General features: G+C 66.8%; 22 protein-coding genes and 2 pseudogenes. 12 read left to right on the forward strand and 12 right to left on the reverse strand.

Going from position 1 to position 18,387, the window contains the following annotated elements:
- Nucleotides 1–2 precede the first annotated feature (2 nt).
- Nucleotides 3–1,424, forward strand: coding sequence for a pyruvate kinase (gene pyk, locus AC3EF3_RS04125; protein WP_488530883.1), 1,422 nt, complete (start codon nt 3–5; stop codon nt 1,422–1,424).
- Between the two features lie 71 nt (nt 1,425–1,495).
- Nucleotides 1,496–2,561, forward strand: a pseudogene (locus AC3EF3_RS04130) (IS630 family transposase).
- A gap of 98 nt (nt 2,562–2,659) precedes the next feature.
- On the opposite strand, the gene AC3EF3_RS04135 reads toward AC3EF3_RS04130, so the two are convergent.
- Nucleotides 2,660–3,595, reverse strand: coding sequence for an alpha/beta fold hydrolase (locus AC3EF3_RS04135; protein ID WP_488530884.1), 936 nt, complete (start codon nt 3,593–3,595; stop codon nt 2,660–2,662).
- Nucleotides 3,596–3,834: 239 nt separating this feature from the next.
- On the opposite strand from AC3EF3_RS04135, the gene AC3EF3_RS04140 reads away from it, so the two are divergent.
- Together AC3EF3_RS04140 and AC3EF3_RS04145 are read left to right on the forward strand one after the other, a co-directional pair.
- Nucleotides 3,835–5,232, forward strand: coding sequence for an MATE family efflux transporter (locus AC3EF3_RS04140; protein ID WP_488530885.1), 1,398 nt, complete (start codon nt 3,835–3,837; stop codon nt 5,230–5,232).
- Between the two features lie 10 nt (nt 5,233–5,242).
- On the forward strand, nt 5,243–5,911 hold the full coding sequence (locus tag AC3EF3_RS04145) for a gamma-glutamylcyclotransferase (RefSeq protein ID WP_488530886.1): 669 nt from the start codon (nt 5,243–5,245) through the stop codon (nt 5,909–5,911).
- On the opposite strand, the gene AC3EF3_RS04150 is transcribed toward AC3EF3_RS04145, so the two are convergent.
- Together AC3EF3_RS04150 and AC3EF3_RS04155 are read right to left on the reverse strand one after the other, a co-directional pair.
- Entirely contained in the window at nt 5,862–6,830 is a 969-nt protein-coding gene (locus tag AC3EF3_RS04150; protein ID WP_488530887.1) for a LysR family transcriptional regulator, read from the reverse strand. The two genes, AC3EF3_RS04145 and AC3EF3_RS04150, sit on opposite strands and share 50 nt — an antisense overlap.
- Nucleotides 6,831–6,977: 147 nt before the next feature.
- A pseudogene (locus AC3EF3_RS04155) lies at nt 6,978–7,187 on the reverse strand (helix-turn-helix domain-containing protein); the annotation flags it as partial.
- A gap of 172 nt (nt 7,188–7,359) precedes the next feature.
- On the opposite strand from AC3EF3_RS04155, the gene AC3EF3_RS04160 reads away from it, so the two are divergent.
- On the forward strand, nt 7,360–8,706 hold the full coding sequence (locus AC3EF3_RS04160) for a hypothetical protein (protein WP_488530888.1): 1,347 nt from the start codon (nt 7,360–7,362) through the stop codon (nt 8,704–8,706).
- A gap of 18 nt (nt 8,707–8,724) precedes the next feature.
- Here the strand turns inward: AC3EF3_RS04160 and AC3EF3_RS04165 are convergent, their stop codons facing one another.
- Entirely contained in the window at nt 8,725–9,216 is a 492-nt protein-coding gene (locus tag AC3EF3_RS04165; RefSeq protein ID WP_488530889.1) for a hypothetical protein, read from the reverse strand.
- Nucleotides 9,217–9,236: 20 nt separating this feature from the next.
- On the opposite strand from AC3EF3_RS04165, the gene AC3EF3_RS04170 reads away from it, so the two are divergent.
- Entirely contained in the window at nt 9,237–9,869 is a 633-nt protein-coding gene (locus tag AC3EF3_RS04170) for a hydrolase (protein WP_488530890.1), read from the forward strand.
- Nucleotides 9,870–9,885: 16 nt separating this feature from the next.
- Here AC3EF3_RS04170 and AC3EF3_RS04175 read toward each other — a convergent pair whose 3' ends face one another.
- From AC3EF3_RS04175 to AC3EF3_RS04200, 6 genes are read right to left on the reverse strand one after another with little or no spacing between them, the layout of a single operon-like run.
- Complete coding sequence (locus AC3EF3_RS04175; RefSeq protein ID WP_488530891.1) at nt 9,886–10,458, reverse strand: cold shock domain-containing protein; 573 nt, start codon at nt 10,456–10,458, stop codon at nt 9,886–9,888.
- 12 nt (nt 10,459–10,470) lie between these two features.
- Complete coding sequence (locus tag AC3EF3_RS04180; protein ID WP_488530892.1) at nt 10,471–10,737, reverse strand: hypothetical protein; 267 nt, start codon at nt 10,735–10,737, stop codon at nt 10,471–10,473.
- Nucleotides 10,738–10,751: 14 nt separating this feature from the next.
- Complete coding sequence (locus AC3EF3_RS04185) at nt 10,752–10,988, reverse strand: DUF1653 domain-containing protein (protein WP_488530893.1); 237 nt, start codon at nt 10,986–10,988, stop codon at nt 10,752–10,754.
- A 7-nt stretch (nt 10,989–10,995) separates the two neighbouring features.
- Nucleotides 10,996–11,271 carry a DUF2277 domain-containing protein gene (locus tag AC3EF3_RS04190; RefSeq protein ID WP_488530894.1) on the reverse strand — a complete coding sequence of 92 codons (276 nt, stop codon included), beginning with the start codon at nt 11,269–11,271 and terminating at the stop codon, nt 10,996–10,998.
- Between the two features lie 50 nt (nt 11,272–11,321).
- On the reverse strand, nt 11,322–11,729 hold the full coding sequence (locus AC3EF3_RS04195; protein WP_488530895.1) for a GNAT family N-acetyltransferase: 408 nt from the start codon (nt 11,727–11,729) through the stop codon (nt 11,322–11,324).
- A 30-nt stretch (nt 11,730–11,759) separates the two neighbouring features.
- On the reverse strand, nt 11,760–12,242 hold the full coding sequence (locus tag AC3EF3_RS04200) for a hypothetical protein (RefSeq protein WP_488530896.1): 483 nt from the start codon (nt 12,240–12,242) through the stop codon (nt 11,760–11,762).
- 145 nt (nt 12,243–12,387) lie between these two features.
- Here AC3EF3_RS04200 and AC3EF3_RS04205 point away from each other — a divergent pair, with 145 nt between their 5' ends.
- Nucleotides 12,388–13,104, forward strand: a complete 717-nt coding sequence (locus AC3EF3_RS04205; RefSeq protein WP_488530897.1) for a creatininase family protein — start codon at nt 12,388–12,390, stop codon at nt 13,102–13,104.
- Here AC3EF3_RS04205 and AC3EF3_RS04210 read toward each other — a convergent pair.
- A complete protein-coding gene (locus AC3EF3_RS04210; RefSeq protein WP_488530898.1) occupies nt 13,088–13,495 on the reverse strand; it encodes a DoxX family protein in 408 nt (135 codons plus the stop codon). The two genes, AC3EF3_RS04205 and AC3EF3_RS04210, sit on opposite strands and share 17 nt — an antisense overlap.
- 91 nt (nt 13,496–13,586) lie before the next feature.
- Between AC3EF3_RS04210 and AC3EF3_RS04215 the strand changes: the two genes are divergently transcribed.
- The 3 genes from AC3EF3_RS04215 (at nt 13,587) to sorB (ending at nt 15,873) form a co-directional block, all read left to right on the forward strand.
- Complete coding sequence (locus AC3EF3_RS04215) at nt 13,587–14,213, forward strand: hydrolase (protein WP_488530899.1); 627 nt, start codon at nt 13,587–13,589, stop codon at nt 14,211–14,213.
- A gap of 101 nt (nt 14,214–14,314) precedes the next feature.
- Complete coding sequence (gene sorA, locus AC3EF3_RS04220) at nt 14,315–15,535, forward strand: SorA family sulfite dehydrogenase catalytic subunit (protein ID WP_488530900.1); 1,221 nt, start codon at nt 14,315–14,317, stop codon at nt 15,533–15,535.
- A gap of 11 nt (nt 15,536–15,546) precedes the next feature.
- Nucleotides 15,547–15,873 (forward strand): SorB family sulfite dehydrogenase c-type cytochrome subunit, encoded by a 327-nt coding sequence (gene sorB / locus AC3EF3_RS04225; protein ID WP_488530901.1) that lies wholly within the window; start codon nt 15,547–15,549, stop codon nt 15,871–15,873.
- A gap of 6 nt (nt 15,874–15,879) precedes the next feature.
- On the opposite strand, the gene AC3EF3_RS04230 is transcribed toward sorB, so the two are convergent.
- Nucleotides 15,880–16,155 carry a hypothetical protein gene (locus tag AC3EF3_RS04230; protein ID WP_488530902.1) on the reverse strand — a complete coding sequence of 92 codons (276 nt, stop codon included), beginning with the start codon at nt 16,153–16,155 and terminating at the stop codon, nt 15,880–15,882.
- Nucleotides 16,156–16,180: 25 nt separating this feature from the next.
- Here AC3EF3_RS04230 and AC3EF3_RS04235 point away from each other — a divergent pair, with 25 nt between their 5' ends.
- Both AC3EF3_RS04235 and AC3EF3_RS04240 read left to right on the forward strand, forming a co-directional pair.
- Nucleotides 16,181–17,662 (forward strand): ATP-binding protein, encoded by a 1,482-nt coding sequence (locus tag AC3EF3_RS04235; RefSeq protein WP_488530903.1) that lies wholly within the window; start codon nt 16,181–16,183, stop codon nt 17,660–17,662.
- Entirely contained in the window at nt 17,659–18,339 is a 681-nt protein-coding gene (locus tag AC3EF3_RS04240; RefSeq protein ID WP_488530904.1) for a response regulator, read from the forward strand. Before AC3EF3_RS04235 ends, AC3EF3_RS04240 begins: the two co-directional genes overlap by 4 nt.
- The last annotated feature ends 48 nt before the right edge of the window (nt 18,340–18,387 follow it).

Genomic DNA, 18,387 nt, shown 5'->3' on the forward strand with positions numbered 1-18,387 from the left:
ACATGCGGCGACAACGCAATGCCAAGATCGTGGCGACCCTGGGGCCGGCCAGCAACGAGCCGGCCGTCATCGGCGAGCTGTTCGCGCGCGGCGTGGACGTGTTCCGGATCAACTTCAGCCATGGCACCGCGGCCGAGCACCGGCGCACCTTCGATGCCGTGCGGCAGGTGGAGGCCGAGGCGGGCCGCCCGATCGCCATCCTGGCGGACCTGCAGGGCCCGAAGCTGCGCGTGGGCACCTTCCGCGACGGGGCCGTGCAGCTCGCGGCGGGCGCGGCGTTCCGCTTCGATCTCGACGAGACGCCGGGCGACGCGACACGCGTGGGCCTGCCGCACCCGGAGATCTTCGCGGCGTTGCGCCCCGGCGAGGACCTGCTGCTGGACGACGGCAAGCTGCGCGTGCGCGTGCAAAGCTGCGCGGCCGACCACGCGGCGACCCAGGTGATCACGGGCGGACGCCTGTCCGAGCGCAAGGGCGTGAACGTGCCCGGCGTGATCCTGCCGCTGCCCGCGCTCACGGCCAAGGACCTGCGCGACCTGCAGCTGGCCCTGGAGCTGGGCGCCGACTGGATCGCGCTGTCGTTCGTGCAGCGGCCCGAGGACCTGCTGCAGGCGCGCACGCTGATCGGCGACAAGGCCGGCATCGTCACCAAGCTGGAGAAGCCGTCGGCGATCGCGCAGCTCGGCGAGATCCTCGCGCTCAGCGACGCCGCGATGGTGGCGCGCGGGGACCTCGGGGTCGAACTCGCGGCCGAGGAGGTTCCCGCGATCCAGAAGCGCATCGTGCGGGCCTGCCGCGCGCTGGGCAAGCCGGTGATCGTCGCCACGCAGATGCTGGAGTCGATGATCCACTCGCCCGTGCCCACGCGCGCCGAGACGTCGGATGTCGCGGGCGCCGTGTACGAAGGCGCCGACGCGGTGATGCTCTCGGCCGAGACGGCGGCCGGCCGCTACCCGCTCGAAGCGGTGGCGGTGATGGACCGCGTGATCGCGCGCGTCGAGCAGGACCCGGCGTGCCGCCAGGCGCTGGACGAGGCGGTGCCGCATGCCAGGGGCGAAGGCGTCAGCGAGGTGATCTGTGCGGCCGCCGCGCGCTCGGCGGCGTTGCTGCCCGCGGCAGCCATCGTCTGCTACACCACGTCGGGCAGCACCGGCCTGCGCGTCGCGCGCGAGCGGCCGGTGGCGCCGATCCTGGCGCTCACGCCTTCACAGGCCGTGGCGCGGCGGCTGTCGCTCGGCTGGGGCATCCACGCCTTGCCCATGGGCGATGCACCGGGCGAGCAGGGGCTGGTCGCGAGTGCGGCGCAGATCGCCGCTCGCGAGCGGTTCGGCACGGCGGGCGACAGCATCGTCACCATCGCCGGCGCGCCGTTCGGGCAGGTCGGCAGCACGAATTTCATGGGCGTCGGAAAGGTCTCGCGCTAGTGTCCTGTCCCGTTAATAACTGGCATTAATTGTGCATGCCTGTGCGGTATCTTTGGAATAGAGATACCGCGATGAGAACAGGCAGGCCCAAGGCCGAATTGATTCTGTTGGACGAGGAGCGATCGCAGCTTGCGTCGTTCGCCCGCAGCCGCTCGCTGCCGGCTGCGCTGAGCACGCGAGCGCGCATCGTTCTGAGCAGCGCCCATGGTGAGGACAATAAGTCGATCGCGCAGCGCCTGAAGCTCACGAAGCAGACCGTTGGCAAGTGGCGAGCGCGTTTCATCGAGCGGCGCATCGCCGGGCTGTATGACGATGTTCGTCCCGGCAAGCCGCGCACGATCGATGATGAGCGGGTGGCCCACTTGGTCAAAACCACTTTGCATACCAAGCCGGCCGACGGATCGACGCACTGGAGCGTGCGCTCGGTGGCGGCCGAGACTGGCATCTCCAAGACCAGCGTTGCGCGCTACTTCCAGATGTTCGGGCTGCAGCCGCGTCGCAGCGAAGGCTTCAAGCTGTCCAATGACCCGTTCTTCATCGAGAAGCTGCGCGATGTCGTGGGGCTGTACCTCAGCCCGCCGGACAAAGCGCTGGTGATTTGCGTTGACGAGAAGAGCCAGTGCCAAGCGCTGGAGCGCACAGCTACGTCGAAGGCGTCACGCACGATTACAAGCGCCATGGCACTACGACGCTCTTTGCGGCACTGAACGTGCTCAACGGCGCGGTGCTGGCCACATGCAAGCCGCGCCATCGTCATCAGGAGTTCCTGTCGTTCCTGCGCGAGATCGACAAGGCCGTGCCCGCGGTGCTGGACATTCATTGCATCGCTGACAACTACGCCACGCACAGTCATCCGAAGATCAAGGCTTGGCTGGCGGCACGCCCTCGCTGGCACATGCACTTCATTCCAACCTACAGCTCCTGGCTCAATCAAGTCGAGCGCTTCTTCGCGATCATCACCGACAAGGCCATCCGCCGCGGCTCTTTCACCAGCGTCAAACAGCTCGTGCAGCGCATCGAGCACTTCGTCGCGAGCTACAACCAGAACTGCCAACCGTTCAAGTGGACGCCACCGCCGATTCGATCCTCGAGAAGCTGCATCGACTTTGCTCACGTATCAGCGGGACAAGACGCTAGCCCGGCACCGCGAGCAAGAAAGGGGGCCGGGCAGAAATGGCAGAGCCGGCTCAGCGTGTGCTGACGGCCGGCTCCACAAGCTTGGGCGCGGACGAAATCTATTGCTTGATTGGCACCAACAGATCCGCCACAGCTTTCGGGTCGTCGATCTGCGGCCAGTGGCCCAGAGGCAGGACATGCAGTTCAGCGTGCTTGAACTGCTTCGCCAGGTCCTTGGCAACCCCCACATTCAGGTACGGATCGCCCCCGCCCCAGACCATCTTGACGGGAACGTCGAGCTGCCCGAGCTGCCCCACCACCTTGGTGTTCTCTTCCACGTTGTGATTGAGATCGCCGGTCATCGCGTTGAATGCGCGCGCCGAACCCTGCTGCTCGAAGTTGGCCAAGATTATCGGAAGAAGAGTGGGATTGAGTTTCGTGTGGACGTCGTCCGGCGCATTCTTCACGAATTGGTTGGCCTGGTAGGTCAAGAGCCAGTTCCTGATTGGCGTGTTGTTCATGATGGCGACCGCCACGGGTTTGAGGAGGGGCTCCGAACTGAGTGCGATCAGCTGGGGAAGCTTCAGCGTCGGCGTCCTGGTGTAGTACGTGTTCAGCAGGACGATCGAGCTGATCCTTTCCTGATGATGTCTTGAATAGTTGATCACCGCCGGTCCACCGGCATCGTGGGCGACGGGAATGAACGTCTTCAGCTTGAGCGCATCGGCGACGGCCCCCAGGTCGGACTCCTGCTGGTCGAACGAGTACTTGAATGTCTCCGATTTTTCGGAGTCACCGAACCCGAGGAAATCGAACGTGATTACGCGCTGGCCGCGTCCGGACAGGAGCGGCGCCAGGTCGTCGTAGATGTGATGGTTGTCCGGGAAGCCGTGGACCATGACCATGGCCGGTTCGGCTCCCGGATAGTCCTTCACGAAGAGTTGATGACCGGCACGGTCGATGCGAAGTTCTTTCGCGTCTTCCGCATTGGCACTGATTGAACCGAGCGCAGTGGCGAGGCCGAGCGCCAGCAGGGCGGACTTGGGAAGATTCATACGTTGCGCCTTCATGAGTGAGGTTGAGATCAGCCGTGCGTCCGGCCTGGCGGGATGAGGTCCGGCCGGCCCGGGATTCGACTGCGCTCAATGTAGAAGCGCGCGCACAAACTATCTACACCGATTTCGACAACACGTCGTTGCGATCTCGCCCTGCAACGGGCTGTTGTCCAAATCGCTGTAGATGCCTCGAGGACCTGTCCCTAGAGTGCAGGCACCTGAATCAACGAGGCATTCAAATGAGCTCCGCAAATACGTCCCCTTCCGCAGCGGATGCGCGGCACTTGCTGCTCAGCGGGCCCCTGCTGCCGCAGCTGATCAAGTTGGCACTGCCGATCCTCATCGTCCTGTCGGTGCAGACGCTGGTGGGTGTTGCAGAGACGTACTTCGTCAGCTCCCTCGGCACTGCGGCGCTCGCTGGCGTCGCGCTGGTCTTTCCCGTTTCCATGCTGATGACAATGCTGTCCAACGGCGGCTTCGGCGGTGGCGTGGCGTCCGCGATCGCACGGGCGATTGGCGCGGGGCGGATGGAGGATGCCGATTCGCTGCTGACGCACGCACTTGTGATCGCGATCGCGGGCGGGATCGTGTTCAGCACGGTCGTGGTTGGCGCCGGGACGATCATCTACGGCAAGCTCGGGGCGGAAGGCGACGTGCTGCGCAATGCGCTGGCGTTCTCCGACCTGGTGTTTCTTGCAGCGGTACCGACCTGGATCGTCAACCTGTTCGCCGCCGCGCTGCGGGGGGCGAACAATGTCAGGTTTCCGGCAACGCTGACGGCAAGCGGCGCACTGCTGACCCTGGCGCTGTCGCCCCTGCTCATCTTCGGCTGGGGACCGATTCCAAGTTTCGGCGTGGCCGGGGCCGGCTGGGCCGTGGTGATCTACTACACCGCCGCGGTTGCCGTCTTCATCGTCTATCTGCGCTCCGCCCGCAGCCCCTTGCGCCTGGCGTGGGTGCGCCTCGAATGGCGCCTGTTCAGGCAAATTCTGGGCGTCGGCCTGCAGTCATCGTTCGGAGCGCTGACGGCGAACCTGACGGTACTGATGACTGCGGGGCTGGTGGGCACGTTTGGCTCAGCGGCGATCGCGTCGTACGGCATCGGCTCGCGATTGGACTACGTGCTCATTCCGCTGCTCTTCTCGATCGGCACGGCCTCCGTGACGATGGTGGGAGCCAATTTCGGCGCCGGGCAGATCGAGCGCGCGCGCCGCGCAGCCTGGCTCGCCGTCCTTGCATCGGCACTCGCGACAGGCGTCATCGGCGCCGTGGTAACGATCGCCCCTTCGCTGTGGACCAACCTCTTCACGCATGAAGCGGAGGTCCAGCAGATCGCCGGCGAATACCTGCTCCGCGTGGCACCCTTTTATGTGCTGTTCGGCGTGGGCATGGCGCTTTACTTCGCCAGCCAGGGCGCCGCGCAGATGCGTTGGCCGATCATCGCGAGTATCGTCCGGCTCGTCATCGTGTTCGTCGCCGGCTCCTGGTGGGTGACGCACGTGCATGGCTCCATCGATGGGCTGTTTCTGCTGCTCGGCAGCAGTTATCTCGCGTTCGGCGCGATCAACCTCGTGGCTTTCAGCACAGGCCTGTCCTGGCGCGTGCAGCGGCCAGCTCATTCTGCAGCCATCGCCTGAAGGCACTTCGATGAAAGCCTCGTCAGGCGCCGGGCGCCATGTCTTCAGGGATGGGTCGTTCGCGGCCCACGTTCGGCGCCTCTCGCCCGCCGCAGGCGCGGTGCGCAGCGACGACGAGCTCGAACAGTCGCTGCGCGAAACGATGGCGAAGCATCCGGCGCACGACGAGGTCCTGGTATTCGCCTATGGGTCGCTGATGTGGAACCCCGCCATCGAGCACAGCAGGATGAGCGCAGCCGTCGTGCATGGATGGCATCGTCGACTTTGTCTGCGACTGTGCTTCGGTCGCGGGAGTGCCGAGCGGCCCGGACTGATGCTGGCACTCGACCGAGGCGGCGCATGCAGTGGCGGCGTCCTGCACATTCCGGCAGCTTCGGCGATGACGGAACTGAAGGTGCTGTGGCAGCGCGAGATGCTGACCGGCGCCTACGATGCCCGGTGGGTCATGGCGCACACCTCCGACGGCCCCCGACGCGCCTTGACGTTCGTCGCAAATCGAAAGCACCCGCGATATGCCGGCACGCTGACCGACAGACAGGTAGCCGATTTCGTGACGACCGGCGTGGGCGAATTGGGAACCTGTCGGGTCTACTTCGACGCAACGTGCGATGCGCTCAAGCAGCTGCGGGTCACTGACGCCGGGCTCGACCGGATCCGTCGTTTGATGCAGCGGGACTGACCTGCGCCTGCCGGCCTAGTCCAGGCGTGCGCGCGAAAAGTTCCGACGTCCACTCGATGAAGGCCCTCACCTTCGAGCTGAGGTAACGGTTGGGCGGATAGACGATCTGAACCGGGATCACGGCCGTTCGCCACTCCTCCAGGACTTGCACCAGTGTTCCGGCATTCAGCGCCTCCTGCACGGTGAATGCTGGAGCCTGGATGATGCCCAGACCGGCGAGACCCGCCGCCACATAGGCGTTCGTGTCATCCAGTACCAGCACGTGCGGCCCGGTGTGAGGCGGCGCGTGGACTTCCCTGGAGAACCCGAACGGGATCGCACGCCCCGAGCGCGCCGAGATCATGCCGACCGTCCGATGGCCGTTCTTGAGATCCTCAGGAGCGGCAGGCTTGCCGAACTGCCTGAGATAGGAGGGCGAAGCACAAGCCACGAACGCGAACTCCCCGATTTGGCGCGCAATCAGGTCCTGCTCGGCGACCTCCCCGATGCGGATGGCGCAGTCGACGTTTTCCTTCACGAGGTCGATGTCGCGGTTGGCCAGACTCAGCTCGAGGTGGATTTCGGGATATTTCGCGTGGAAGTCGGGCAGCGCAGGAACCAGGATCATCGTGCCGATCGATACGCCCGCATCCACCCGGAGCCGGCCCGTTGGCTTGCTGGACGAACCCGCGGCGCTCGATTCGATGTCGGCGAGTTCTGCCAGCAGACGCACCGCACGTTCGTAGTACGCCGCTCCCTCGGCGGTCATGGTGACCGCGCGCGTGGAACGATGAAGGAGGCGGACCCTGAGCTGGGTTTCCAGCCCCTGGACCAAGCGCGTGACGGACGCCTTCGTCGAATTGAGGGTGTCCGCCGCCTTGGTGAAGCTTCCCGCCTCCACAACGCGGACAAAGGCGTTCATTGCGGCAAAGCGGTCCATGCGATAGCCGAGATCGTGAGGTCCTTCCCAGCCGCCGGAGGAGATGGCGCGGTCGAAGCCGGACCGGATGCCCGCCCGCCGGGACAAGTATAGTGACGATCGCTAGGAGGCCGGATCGCCGCCGGGTGCCGGGCGGACATGGTGCGCGAAACGCGCTCGCCACTTGCCAACGGTCTGCTTCGTGAGCTTCAGGCGCTGCGCGATCGACTTATTGTCCTCACCATGGGCGCTGCTCAGAACGATGCGCGCTCGCGTGCTCAGCGCAGCCGGCAGCGAGCGGCTGCGGGCGAACGACGCAAGCTGCGATCGCTCCTCGTCCAACAGAATCAATTCGGCCTTGGGCCTGCCTGTTCTCATCGCGGTATCTCTATTCCAAAGATACCGCACAGGCATGCACAATTAATGCCAGTTACTAACGCGACAGGACACTAGCTCGGCACTGGCCCACTGCAGGGGCTGTGCTCGCGATGCCGCGCGTTCGCGCGTATAACGGCTTGGCCGGCAAGGCGCATGACCCGAAGGAGGTCCCATGCGTAGTCTGCGTGTACTCACGGCCTGCCTCGTCGCCGTATGGGCGAGCGCCTCCCTCGCTGCTGCCGAGCCACGGCTGCAGATCGGAACGAATTTCCAGGCCAGCACCTACGGCATCGACAGCTCGGTGATTCCGCCCGACACGATGGGCGCGGTCGGGGACCGCCACATCGTCGAACTCCTCAACGGCCACTACGCGGTCTATCGCAAGGAGAACGGGCGGCGCGTGGTGTCGCAGACCATGGACCAGTTCTGGATCGATGCCGGCGCCGGGGCGCGCGGCTTCGTCGTGGACCCGCGCGTCGTCTTCGACGCCGCGGCGCAGCGCTGGTACGCGTCGGCGTTCTCGATCAACTTCGGCGTTGGGGCGGACGACCTGCTCGTGGCCGTGTCCCGGGATGCCGACCCGACGCAGGGTTGGGCCGGCTTCACCGTTCCCTTCGCCGGGCCGGTCGGCGACTTCGCCGACTTTCCGACCCTGGGCTTCGATCGCGACGCTGTGTTCGTCTTCACCAACGGGGCTGCGCTCGTGCTGCCGAAGCCGGACCTGCTCGCGGCCACGCCCACCGTCGAGCACGCCACACTGCTGGCGAGCAGAAGCCTGCTCACGCCCGCCGGCGGCAAGATCCAGCCGATCGTCGACCTGGACGGCACGCCGCTGCCGCAGGCGATGGTCGGCACGTGGGACGTCGAAGGCTCGGTGTTGCGCGTGTGGCACATCGGCGGGTCCGCCACGGCGCCGGCGCTGGATCCGTCCGAAGTGTTCGTGCAACTGGCGGCCTATGACCTGCTCGGGCCGCAAGGCGCGCTCCAGCCCGAGTCCGGCATCGGCATCTCCGAGAGTTCGCCGTTCCTCGCGACGAGCGTCGTCCAGCGCAACGGCGTGCTATGGGGCGTGCAGACCGTCGGCTATCAGGGCCGCGCTGCGCTGCGATGGTTCGCCGTCAACGCGCAGTCGAACACCTTGCTGCAGGAGGGCCTGATCTCGGACGCTTCGCACGACCTGTTCATGGGCTCGATCGCCGTGAATGCGTGCAACGACGTCGTCATCGGGTTCAACGAATCCGGAACGGATCGATTCGTGAGTGCCTACGCGATGGCCGGCGTGACAACGGACGGCACCACGACCTTCGGCGACCCCGTGCTGCTGAAGGCGGGCATCGCGCGCTACGAGCAGACCGGCGGCGCCCCGGCCGCGCGCTGGGGCGACTACAGCGCGACGGTGGTGGACCCGTCGCATCGGGCAACGTTCTGGACGTTCCAGGAGTGGCCGTCGGCACCGGACGTGTGGTCTACACAGGTCACTGAATTAAGGCTGCACGGCTCGCCGTGTCGGGCGGGGTGAGTTCACAGGGCGCCTGACTCACTTGGCCGGCTTCTTCGACGACCTGCGCGCCGCGTCCAGCGCTGCTGCCTTCTCCGCGTGTTTCTCCGCGCGCGATCGGCGCGCCTTGGGCTTCCTGGTCTCCTTGGCGTCCTGCGTTTCCTTCGTGGCCTTCGGCTTGTCCTTGGCCTGGGCGCGATGCGTTCGCAGCAGCCGGTCGACTGCGCTGGGCCTGGGCTGCGTGGCCTGGGCCTGGCGCTTGTCCCGTTCCTCCTTCAGCAGCCGGCGCTCCTCGATCAGGGCCGACTCAGCCTCCGACGGCTCCTGGCCCGCCCCGTGGGTTTCCGTGCGGCGCATCATGGCGCGATGCAGCGCTTGGCCGTTATCCGAAATCCGCTTGCTCAACGATGCAGTACGAATCGGCATTTTGCGGTTCCTCGTGATGGTGGAAGGCCACTGTAGGCCAGCCCGGCGCGTGACGCCAGTCGGTTCGTGCAGCGTCGGCGCGGTGCTAAGCTGGTTGAAGACCACGGCTTCCCGAAAGGCTCAGCATGACCAGCGAAACCATCCGCGACCCGGCCAGCGATCACCTGCTCACACCCCGGAACGCAGCCTTCGTGCTCATCGACTACCAGCCCGTCCAGGTGAATTCGATCGCCTCGATGGAGCGCCAGCGGCTGGTGAGCAACATCCTCCGCGCGACGAAGGCGGCCGTGGGCTACGGGCTGCCCATTGTGCATTCGACAGTGAACGTGCAAAGCGGCCGCAACAAGCCGACCATCGCGCCGCTGCGCCACCTGCTCGAAAAGCTGCCGACCTACGACCGCACGAGCATCAACGCGTGGGAGGACGTCGAGTTTCGCAAGGCGGTCGACGCGACGGGCCGCCGCAAACTGGTCATGGCCGCGCTCTGGACCGAGGCCTGCCTGACCTTCCCGGCGCTGGATGCGCTGAAGGAAGGCTACGAGGTGTACGCGCTGGCCGATGCCGTGGGAGGCACCTCGTTGGCGGCGCACGAGCTGGCGCTACGCCGTATCGAACAGGCCGGGGCCCAGATGATCAGCGTCACGCAGCTGTACTGCGAGCTTCAACGCGACTGGCAACGCAAGGACACGCTTGCGGCGTTCATGCCGCTGTTCGTCGATATGGGCGGCAGTGCAGGGGTGGCGGCGGCCGAGGAATAGCACAAGGCGCTACGTATCATTTCGCGAACGGACTCGTGCACCATTGCTGCTCGCAAGGCGTGCCATCGCGATTTCCGTCCATGCGTGCATCCGGGCAGTTTCTGAGGAACCACTTGGCTTCGGCACAGGACGTCATCTGCGAGCACATGGTTCGCCCGTCGCAGCGGCGACTTTCACTCGTGCTGCTCTCGACGGGCGCCGTGACCGGCAAGGCAACGGCGTTTCCAAGTGCCGCGCTGTGCTCATAAGCCTTGTATCTGCTGAAGCCATAGCTTCCGCCGACAACCAGCAGGGCGACTATGACTAGCGGTGCGAGCCAGCTGGTCCTTTTCCGGACGTGCTTGGTCGGGGAGTTCAGAGTGGTGGCCTTGTCACCGAGGGCGGTGCGAATAACACGCACCGCCTGCGGTTTACCGTTGCTTCCGCGGCCGAGTTCGTAAGTGAGTCTCTCGCCGACCGTTGGGCGAGTGCCGACTCGCGGAAAGGCGCTGATATGCACAAAGAGCTCGGGGCCGCCGTGTGTCGGTGCAATGAAGCCAAAGCCGCGATCGTCGTTCCATGTGCGCAAGATGCCGGTGATGCGGTACATGTTTCGAGGCTGCTAAGCAAGCTTCCATTTGGCAACGACCGCCACTGCTGCCGGAACGACGAAGATCAGAAGAAAGATGGGCAACTCCTCCGTCCACGCATAGCCTGCCTTGGCCACGCCGACCCACGTGTTGAACGCGGAAACGACAAACCAGAGCAGAACGAACAAGACGAGCGCTGCGGTAGAAGAGGCAGGATATTGATTGGCGAACAGCTTCGCCAGGATGAAGAACGCGGCCAGGAGCAATACGCCGGCGAGCAGGAAGAGGGCGGTGCGCATGGATCTGTCCTTCGTCAATCCCGATTCAACAGCTCGAAGCGAGGCTGCAGCTTGCCGTCGATTTCAACTTGCCCGGTGAACATCGCATGGGGCCGCACCCACAGGCCCGACTGGTTGTACAAGGGCCGATAGACCACGAGCGGCTCGAGGCTCTCGCTGTGACGGGCCACGCCGATCACTTCGTATTCGCCTCCCTTGTAGTGGCGGTAGCGACCCAAGGGGAGAACTGGCAGGGGAGGTAGATGCGACATGCGCAATTCACCGCGAGACGCCGAACCTCAGAGCCGCCCGCTCCTTGGCCTTGACCGCCTCGGCCTCGCGCGTGCGCGGCTGCGCATGCGTGACCAGCGACTGGATGAGGACCCGGGCCGACGCGGCGACCTCATCGACCGCGCGTTCGAAGGCAGCCTCGTTCGCCTTCGAAGGCACCGTGAAACCGCTGAGCTTGCGGACGAACTGCAGCGAAGCGTCGCGGATCTCGAGCTCGGTGGCGGGAGGCTCGAAATTGAACAGCGTCTTGATGTTCCGGCACATGGCGGCTCCTGCGAAGGCAGACGCTGGAATGGTATGCCAGTCAGCGTGCATCAGGCAGCGCTGGACCGCACCCTTTCCATGGCAACGTTCGACACCCGAAATCCCAGCTTCTCGTAGAAGGGGAACAGCCCGGGGCGCTGTGCCCGAAGGACCCACGTCATTTCCGGATTCGCGCCCATGGCGGCACGAACGAGCGCCGAGCCGATCCCGCGCCGGCGATACGCCTCGTCCACGCCCAGCATCGAGATATACCCGTTGGTGACACCGTCGGTCAGCGCGCGAAGGAAGCCGACCACCTTCTCCTGATCGACGGCGACCAATGCGATTTGCGACCGCGAAATCAAGTCCCGGAATTCCCCAGGATCGGCAACCCGGTGGGACCAGCCAATGCGCGCGAGCAGAACCCTGGCTTGTTCTATCTCGTCGGAGCGAATCGCCCGGATCTGCGGCTGCGTCATTCGGTACCCGAAACCAATGACTGCCGCTGGCTACTTGGCAAGGGTGAACTGCCCGCGCTCGAGACGGCAACCTTGATAGGTGTCAGGTATTCCGTTCTTCCCTTCGACGCTTCTGACAGTGCGTGTCGAGTGGAGGGAGCCCTGCACACCTTGCCACTTACCAGTGCCGTCAATGAACTTCACGTCGTACTCAAATCCTACGTAGGTAAAGGACGCAATGATGGCATCGCCGTCCTGGTCGATGATCTTGCAGAGCGCGTCGCCTTTGCGCGCAGGGCCGGCACCCTTTTGAATGCCCTCGCACTGAACGACTGCAGCGTCCAGGATCTTGCGCGGGTGGTTACTTGTGAGGATCCCCTTTTGGTCCCAGCTCACCAGCACGACTGGACCGTGCGAGAAGAGCTTTGCCGTGCCGGAATAGCAATGAAGGACCTCCAGGTCCTCGGCGATGGCCGGGCTGGCAATGGCGGCCAGGAGGATGGCGGACGCGAAGCTTGCCGCACGATGGTTCATGTCTTCTCCTTTGTGTGAGGCCGCGAAATTGTCGGGCCGCCTGACATCCAATCCCCCTGGGCCGCGCAGCCGGATCGTATCGCGGCGTAGCGGATAAGTACACGACCCCATCCCGCGGCGTACGACGCGAGGAGACAATTCGGCCATGCGAATCCGAGACATGAACTGGATGCAGGTCGAAGCGCTCCTTCGCGCCGGTGAGGATCGTGCGGTGCTGCCTCTGGGCAGCATCGAGCAGCACGCCTATCTCTCGCTCGCGGTCGATGCGCTGCTGGTCGAGGCCGTCGCGGCGGATGCCTGCGGGCCGCTCGGCGTGCCGGTCTTTCCCGCGCAGGCCTACGGCTACACGCCGACCTACATGGCCTATCCGGGCACGATGACGCTGCGGCTGGAGACGCTGCTTGCGGTCCTGTCCGATCTGATCGAGTCGCTGTACCGCCATGGCTTCCGGCGCGTGCTCATCGTCAACGGGCACGGCGGCAACAGCGGCGCGGCCAGCGTGGTCCAGCAACTGCACGGGCGCCTGGCGGGCCTGCAGGTGCGCTGGCACAACTGGTGGGCCGCGCCGCGCACGATGGGGTTCGTGCGGGAGCAGGATCGCGATGCGTCGCATGCTTCTTGGATGGAAGGCTTCGCGTCGACTCGGCTGCCCGGTGTGAATATGCCCGACGTGCCGAAGCCACCCGTCGATGTCGCACGCATGGCGCTGATGGATCCGGTGGCCAAACGCGCCTACCTGGGTGACGGCTGCTATGGCGGGCGCTACGTCATGCCCGATGAAATCCTGGACCGTCTCTGGTCCATCGCCGTCGACGAAACGCGCGACGCGGTCCGCGGCCCCTGGCTCAGCGGCGGCGCCTGACCGGCCGTAGGGCGAGCGCGCCGTCCCCCAGCAGGAACAGCGCGATGAGCGCGACCAGCCAGAGCGCGGGGAATTCCCAGCCGCCGCCCTTGTTAGAAAACGGCCATCCGTATTTCCAGTGCACCAGCACGATCGTTCCGAGGATCTCCACGGCCAGCGGCAACGCCACCAGCGGCGCATAGATGCCCAGGACGAGCGCCGCGCCGCCCAGGATCTCGAGCGCGATGATGGCGTAGGCCAGCGCCGCCGGCAGGCCGAGCGAAGCGAAGTAGCCGACGAAGCCGGCCGGCGTGAACACGAGCACCTTGGCGAGCCCGTGCGCCAGGAACAGCACGCCGAGGGCAACGCGCAGCAGCAGCACGGCATAGGGAGCGGTATCCGTCTTGATCATGGCAGCACGTCCGTAGTGGGGGCGGGGCCAGTCTGCCAGCCCAGCCTTGCCGCCGCAAGCACAATGGGCGCTCCCTCATCAGGAGACTGCCATGTCCGACGTCACCCCCGTCCGCGATCCCGATTCCCTGCTGACGCCGCACAACGCGGTGCTGGCGCTGATCGACTACCAGCCGGAGCAGTACGCCGGCGTCGGCTCGATCGCGCGCGACGAGCTGCTCGATCAAGTCACCTTGCTGGGACGCGTCGCGACCACCTTCGAGTTGCCGGTGGTGCTGAGCACGGTCTACGTGCATCACGGCATGAGCGGCACCAACCCCGAACTGCGCGAAGCGCTGCCCGGCGTGCCGGAGATCGACCGCACGACGCTGAACTCGTGGGAGGACCCGGAGTTCCGCGCGGCCGTGGAGCGCACCGGCCGCAAGAACCTGATCCTGGCCGGCCTGTGGACCGAGGTCTGCGTCGCGTTTCCCGCGCTGGACGCGTTGCAGGCCGGCTATCGCGTCTTCGTCGTGACCGATGCGATCGGCGGCGTCAGCCACACGTCGCACGACAGCGCGATGCTGCGCATGACGCAGGCCGGCGCGGTGCCGATCACGGTCCTGAGCCTCGCGTGCGAACTGCAGCGCGACTGGGGCCGGCCCGGTGCGGACCGGCTGCGCGCCGTCATGCGCGAGTACTTCAGCCGCAAGCGCGCGCGAAGCGCGAAAGCGGCGTAGCGCGCCCGCGGCGCAGCGGGCGGATTGGGTGCGGGAAAGTCCCGAGGCAAGGGCCGCTCGATGCTTTCAATCTCACAGTCCCCCAGCCACGGAGCAAGCCCATGCGTCCGAAGCCCCCGTCCACACCCTCGCGCCGCCTGCTGCTCGCCGGCGGCGCCGCGGCCCTCGCCGGCGCAGCGCTGCCGCGCGCTTTCGCGCAAGGCACGGTCGAGCTGCCCATCGTCAACGGCCGCCGCCACCTGGTCGCGTTCCCGGAGAAGCGGCCGCTGATCGTGCTCACCTCGCGCCCGCCGCAGCTGGAGACGCCGTTCGAGGTGTTCAACGACGGCGTGATCACGCCCAACGACGCCTTCTTCGTGCGCTATCACAACGCCGGCATCCCGACGCGCATCGACGGCGACCGGCACGCGATCAGGGTCGGCGGGCCGGCCTGCGGCAAGCCGTTCCAGCTCACCGTCGCCGAGCTGCGCACGCAGTTCAAGCCGGTGGAGGCGGTCGCCGTGAACCAGTGCTCGGGCAACAGCCGGGGCCTGTTCACGCCGCGTGTCACGGGCGGGCAGCTCACGAACGGCGCGATGGGCAATGCGCGCTGGGTCGGCGTGCCGCTCAAGGATGTGCTGGCCCGCGCGGAGCTGAAGAACACCGCCCGGCAGGTCACGTTCAACGGCCTGGACGACGGCGTGTTCGGCGGCGGCGATTTCGTCAAGGCCCTGGACGTGCGCCACGCGATGGACGGCGAGGTGATGATCGCCTGGCAGATGAACGGGCAGGACCTGCCGTTCCTCAACGGCTTCCCCGTGCGCCTGGTCGTGCCGGGCTACTACGGCACGTACTGGGTCAAGCACCTGTCGGACATCGAGGTGATCGAGACGGTGTACGACGGCTTCTGGATGAACCCGGCCTACCGCATCCCCGACAACGACTGCGCCTGCATCGAGCCGGGCACGGCGTCGGCGGCGACGCGGCCGATCGGGCGCTTCAACGTGCGCTCGTTCATCACCTCGCATGGCAACGGCGCGCAGGTGCCCGCGGGCGTGCCGCTCGCCGTGCGCGGCATCGCCTTCGACGGCGGGCAGGGCATCCGCGAGGTGGCCTGGTCCGCGGACGGCGGGCGGACCTGGCGCGAGGCGCAGCTGGGCGCGGATCTCGGCCGCTATTCCTTCCGCGAATTCACGTTCGGCTTCGTGCCCGATCGCGGCGCGTACGACCTGCGCGTGCGCGCATGGAACCGCGCCGGCGCGAGCCAGCCGATGGAGCCGCTGTGGAATCCGGCCGGCTACATGCGCAACGTGGTCGAGTCGGTCAAGGTCGTTGCGGCCTGAAGGGGGCGAACATGAGCGAAAGGAAACTCGCCATCCTCGTCATTGCCCTGGCCCTGGCGACCAGCGCGTTCGCGGCGACGAAGACCATCCAGATGCCGCCCGACGCCGAGCAGCTCAAGCCCAGCGCCTTGCCCGGCTATGCGAAGGCGCAGGCCAATTGCGTCGCCTGCCATTCGGCCGAGTACCTGCTGTACCAGCCGCCCACCGCGCCGCGCGGGTACTGGGAGAACATGGTCAAGCGCATGAAGGCCGTGTTCAAGGCGCCGATCCCCGACGAGGACATGCCGGTGATCGTGGACTACCTGGTGAAGACGTACGGGGCCGAGCAGGGCAAGTGATGGCAGTCACCCCGGCGCAGGCCGGGGTCGCCCGCCGTGGCACGCGCGCACGGTTTCGCGCCGCACGACCTCGTCGCCACGCGTCGTCACGATTTCCACATCCGCGCATCCCGCCTCTTTCCGGCCCACCTCACGCGCCTGCACCTTGAACCCCTGCGGATCGATGCCGCTCGATTCGCCGTAGATCAGCGCGAGCTGCACGACACGGTCACGGAATCCGGCCGACTGCGCCATTGCGGCGCAGGCGGCAAGGGCCATGACGATGGCGATCGACAAACGCATGGCGCGATTGTGCGACGATGCGCGTATGTCGCACCGACAGCACCCGGCGCTTGCCTACCTGTGGGCCCTCGCGGCCGCGGGGGTCGCGACCGGGGCTTGCTTTCTCCTTGACGGCGTCATGTCCGTCGCGGGCCTCGCGATGGTGTACCTGGTCGCGACGGTGCTGTGCGCGCTGACGCTCGACCGGCTGGCGGCGGTGTTCGCCTCGGTGCTGTGCGTCTCGGCCCTCAACTACTTCTTCATCCCGCCGCGCTACACCTTCGAGGTGGAAGGCGCGGAGTATTGGTGGATTCTGGCCGTGCTGCTGGCGCTGTCGATCGCGATCGGCACGCTGGTGGCGAACCTGCGCGAAGGCCGCGCGCGCGCCGAACTGGGCGAGCAGCGCCGCACGCAACTGCACCAGCTGTCCGAGGAGCTCGCGCACTGCAATGGCGCGGAAGCGATGGCCCAGTGCGCGGCGCAGTGGCTGCACGACACGCTGCGCCGGTCCAGCGCCGTATTCCTCGTGGGCGAGGACGCGGTGGACCTGCGCCGCTGGGGCGTGCCCGAAAGCGCGCCGTTCCACGAGGGCGCGGCGCGCTGGGCGATGGAGCGCGGCCGGCCACTCGGGCGAGGCAACGACGACTGGCCGGACCTGCCGCTGTGGTGCGCGCCGTTCGCGCGACACGGCGCGACGGGCGCCGTGCAACTGCTGCTCCATCCCACCGACCAGCCCGGGCGCGACCTGCTCGAGCACTGGAACGCGCTGGCGCGCCAGGTGGGCCTGTCGATCGAGCGCGAGCGCGCTTCCACGGCGGCACGCCGCGCCGAGGACACCGCGCGCGCCGAAGCCGCGCGCAACACCCTGCTCGCTTCGCTCTCGCACGACCTGCGCACGCCGCTGGCCGGCATCCTCGGCACGGCCACCACCTTGCGCGGCCAGTTCGAGCAACTGCCGCTCGCCCAGCGCGAGAAGCTGCTGGCCAACATCGAGAACGAGACGCGCGACCTCACCGCGATGGCCGACAACGTGCTGCAGATCGCGCGCCTGTCGCAGCCCCAGGCGCAATTGCGGCTGGAATGGGAATCGGTCGAGGAGGTCCTGGGCGCGGCGGTGGCGCGCATGCGCAAGCGCTGGCCCGATGCACGCGTGCAATTGCGCGTCACGCCTTCGCTGCCCCCGGTCAGGGCGGAGGCCGCGCTGCTCGCGCAGGTGATCGCGAACCTGGTGGACAACGCCGTGCGCCATTCGCCGCAGGACGCACGCATCGAGATCACGGCCGGGCGCAGCCGCGAAGGCCTCTTCATCGCGGTGCGCGACCGCGGCGAGGGCATCGCGGCCGAAGAAGCCGAGGCCATCTTCCAGCGCTTCCGGCAAGGCGCCCAGGGGCAGGCCGGCACGGCGGGGCTGGGCCTGGCGATCTGCGAGTTGATCGTGCGCGCGCACGGCGGCCGCATCGCCGCGCAGCGCTGCGAGCCCGGCACGGAATTCCGCATCGACCTGCCGCTGGAGCAGGCCCGGACATGAGCGACATCCTGATCGTCGAGGACGACGGCTCGATTGCGCAGTTCGTTGCGGCGAGCCTGAGCGCGGCGGGGCTGAAGCCGCGCACGTGCACCACGGCGCGCGAGGCGCGCAGCGAGGTTCGCACGCGCACGCCCGACCTGATGATCCTCGACCTGGGACTGCCCGACGAAGACGGCGTGAGCCTGATCCGCAGCCTGCGTCCGGCGATCGCGACACCGATCCTCGTGCTCTCCGCGCGCACGCAGGAGCCGGAGAAGATCGCCGCACTCGACGCCGGTGCCGACGATTACCTCACCAAACCTTTCGGCGTCGGCGAGCTGCTGGCGCGCGTGCGCGCGATGCTGCGCCGCGCGGCCGCGGTGCCGCAGGTGTCGTCGCTGCTGCGCATCGGCGAACTCGCGTTCGACCGCGAGGCGCACCAGCTCACGCGCCGGGGCGAGCCGGTGCACCTGACGCCCATGGAGTTCAAGCTGTTCGAGCGGCTCGCGCGCGCGCCGGGCAAGGTGCTCACGCACCGGCAGCTGCTCACCGACGTGTGGGGCAGCGAGCAGGTGGACCAGTTGCACTACCTCCGTATCTATATGGGCCACCTGCGCGCCAAGATCGAGGACGATCCGGCGCAGCCGCGCTACCTGCTCACCGAACTCGGCGTGGGGTATCGGCTGGCGGACGAATGAGCGCCGCTTCGGCCGCTGCAACGCGCGTTGCCGCTTCGCGTTGCGCGC

Source organism: Ramlibacter sp. GS1-15 (genome assembly GCF_057785015.1).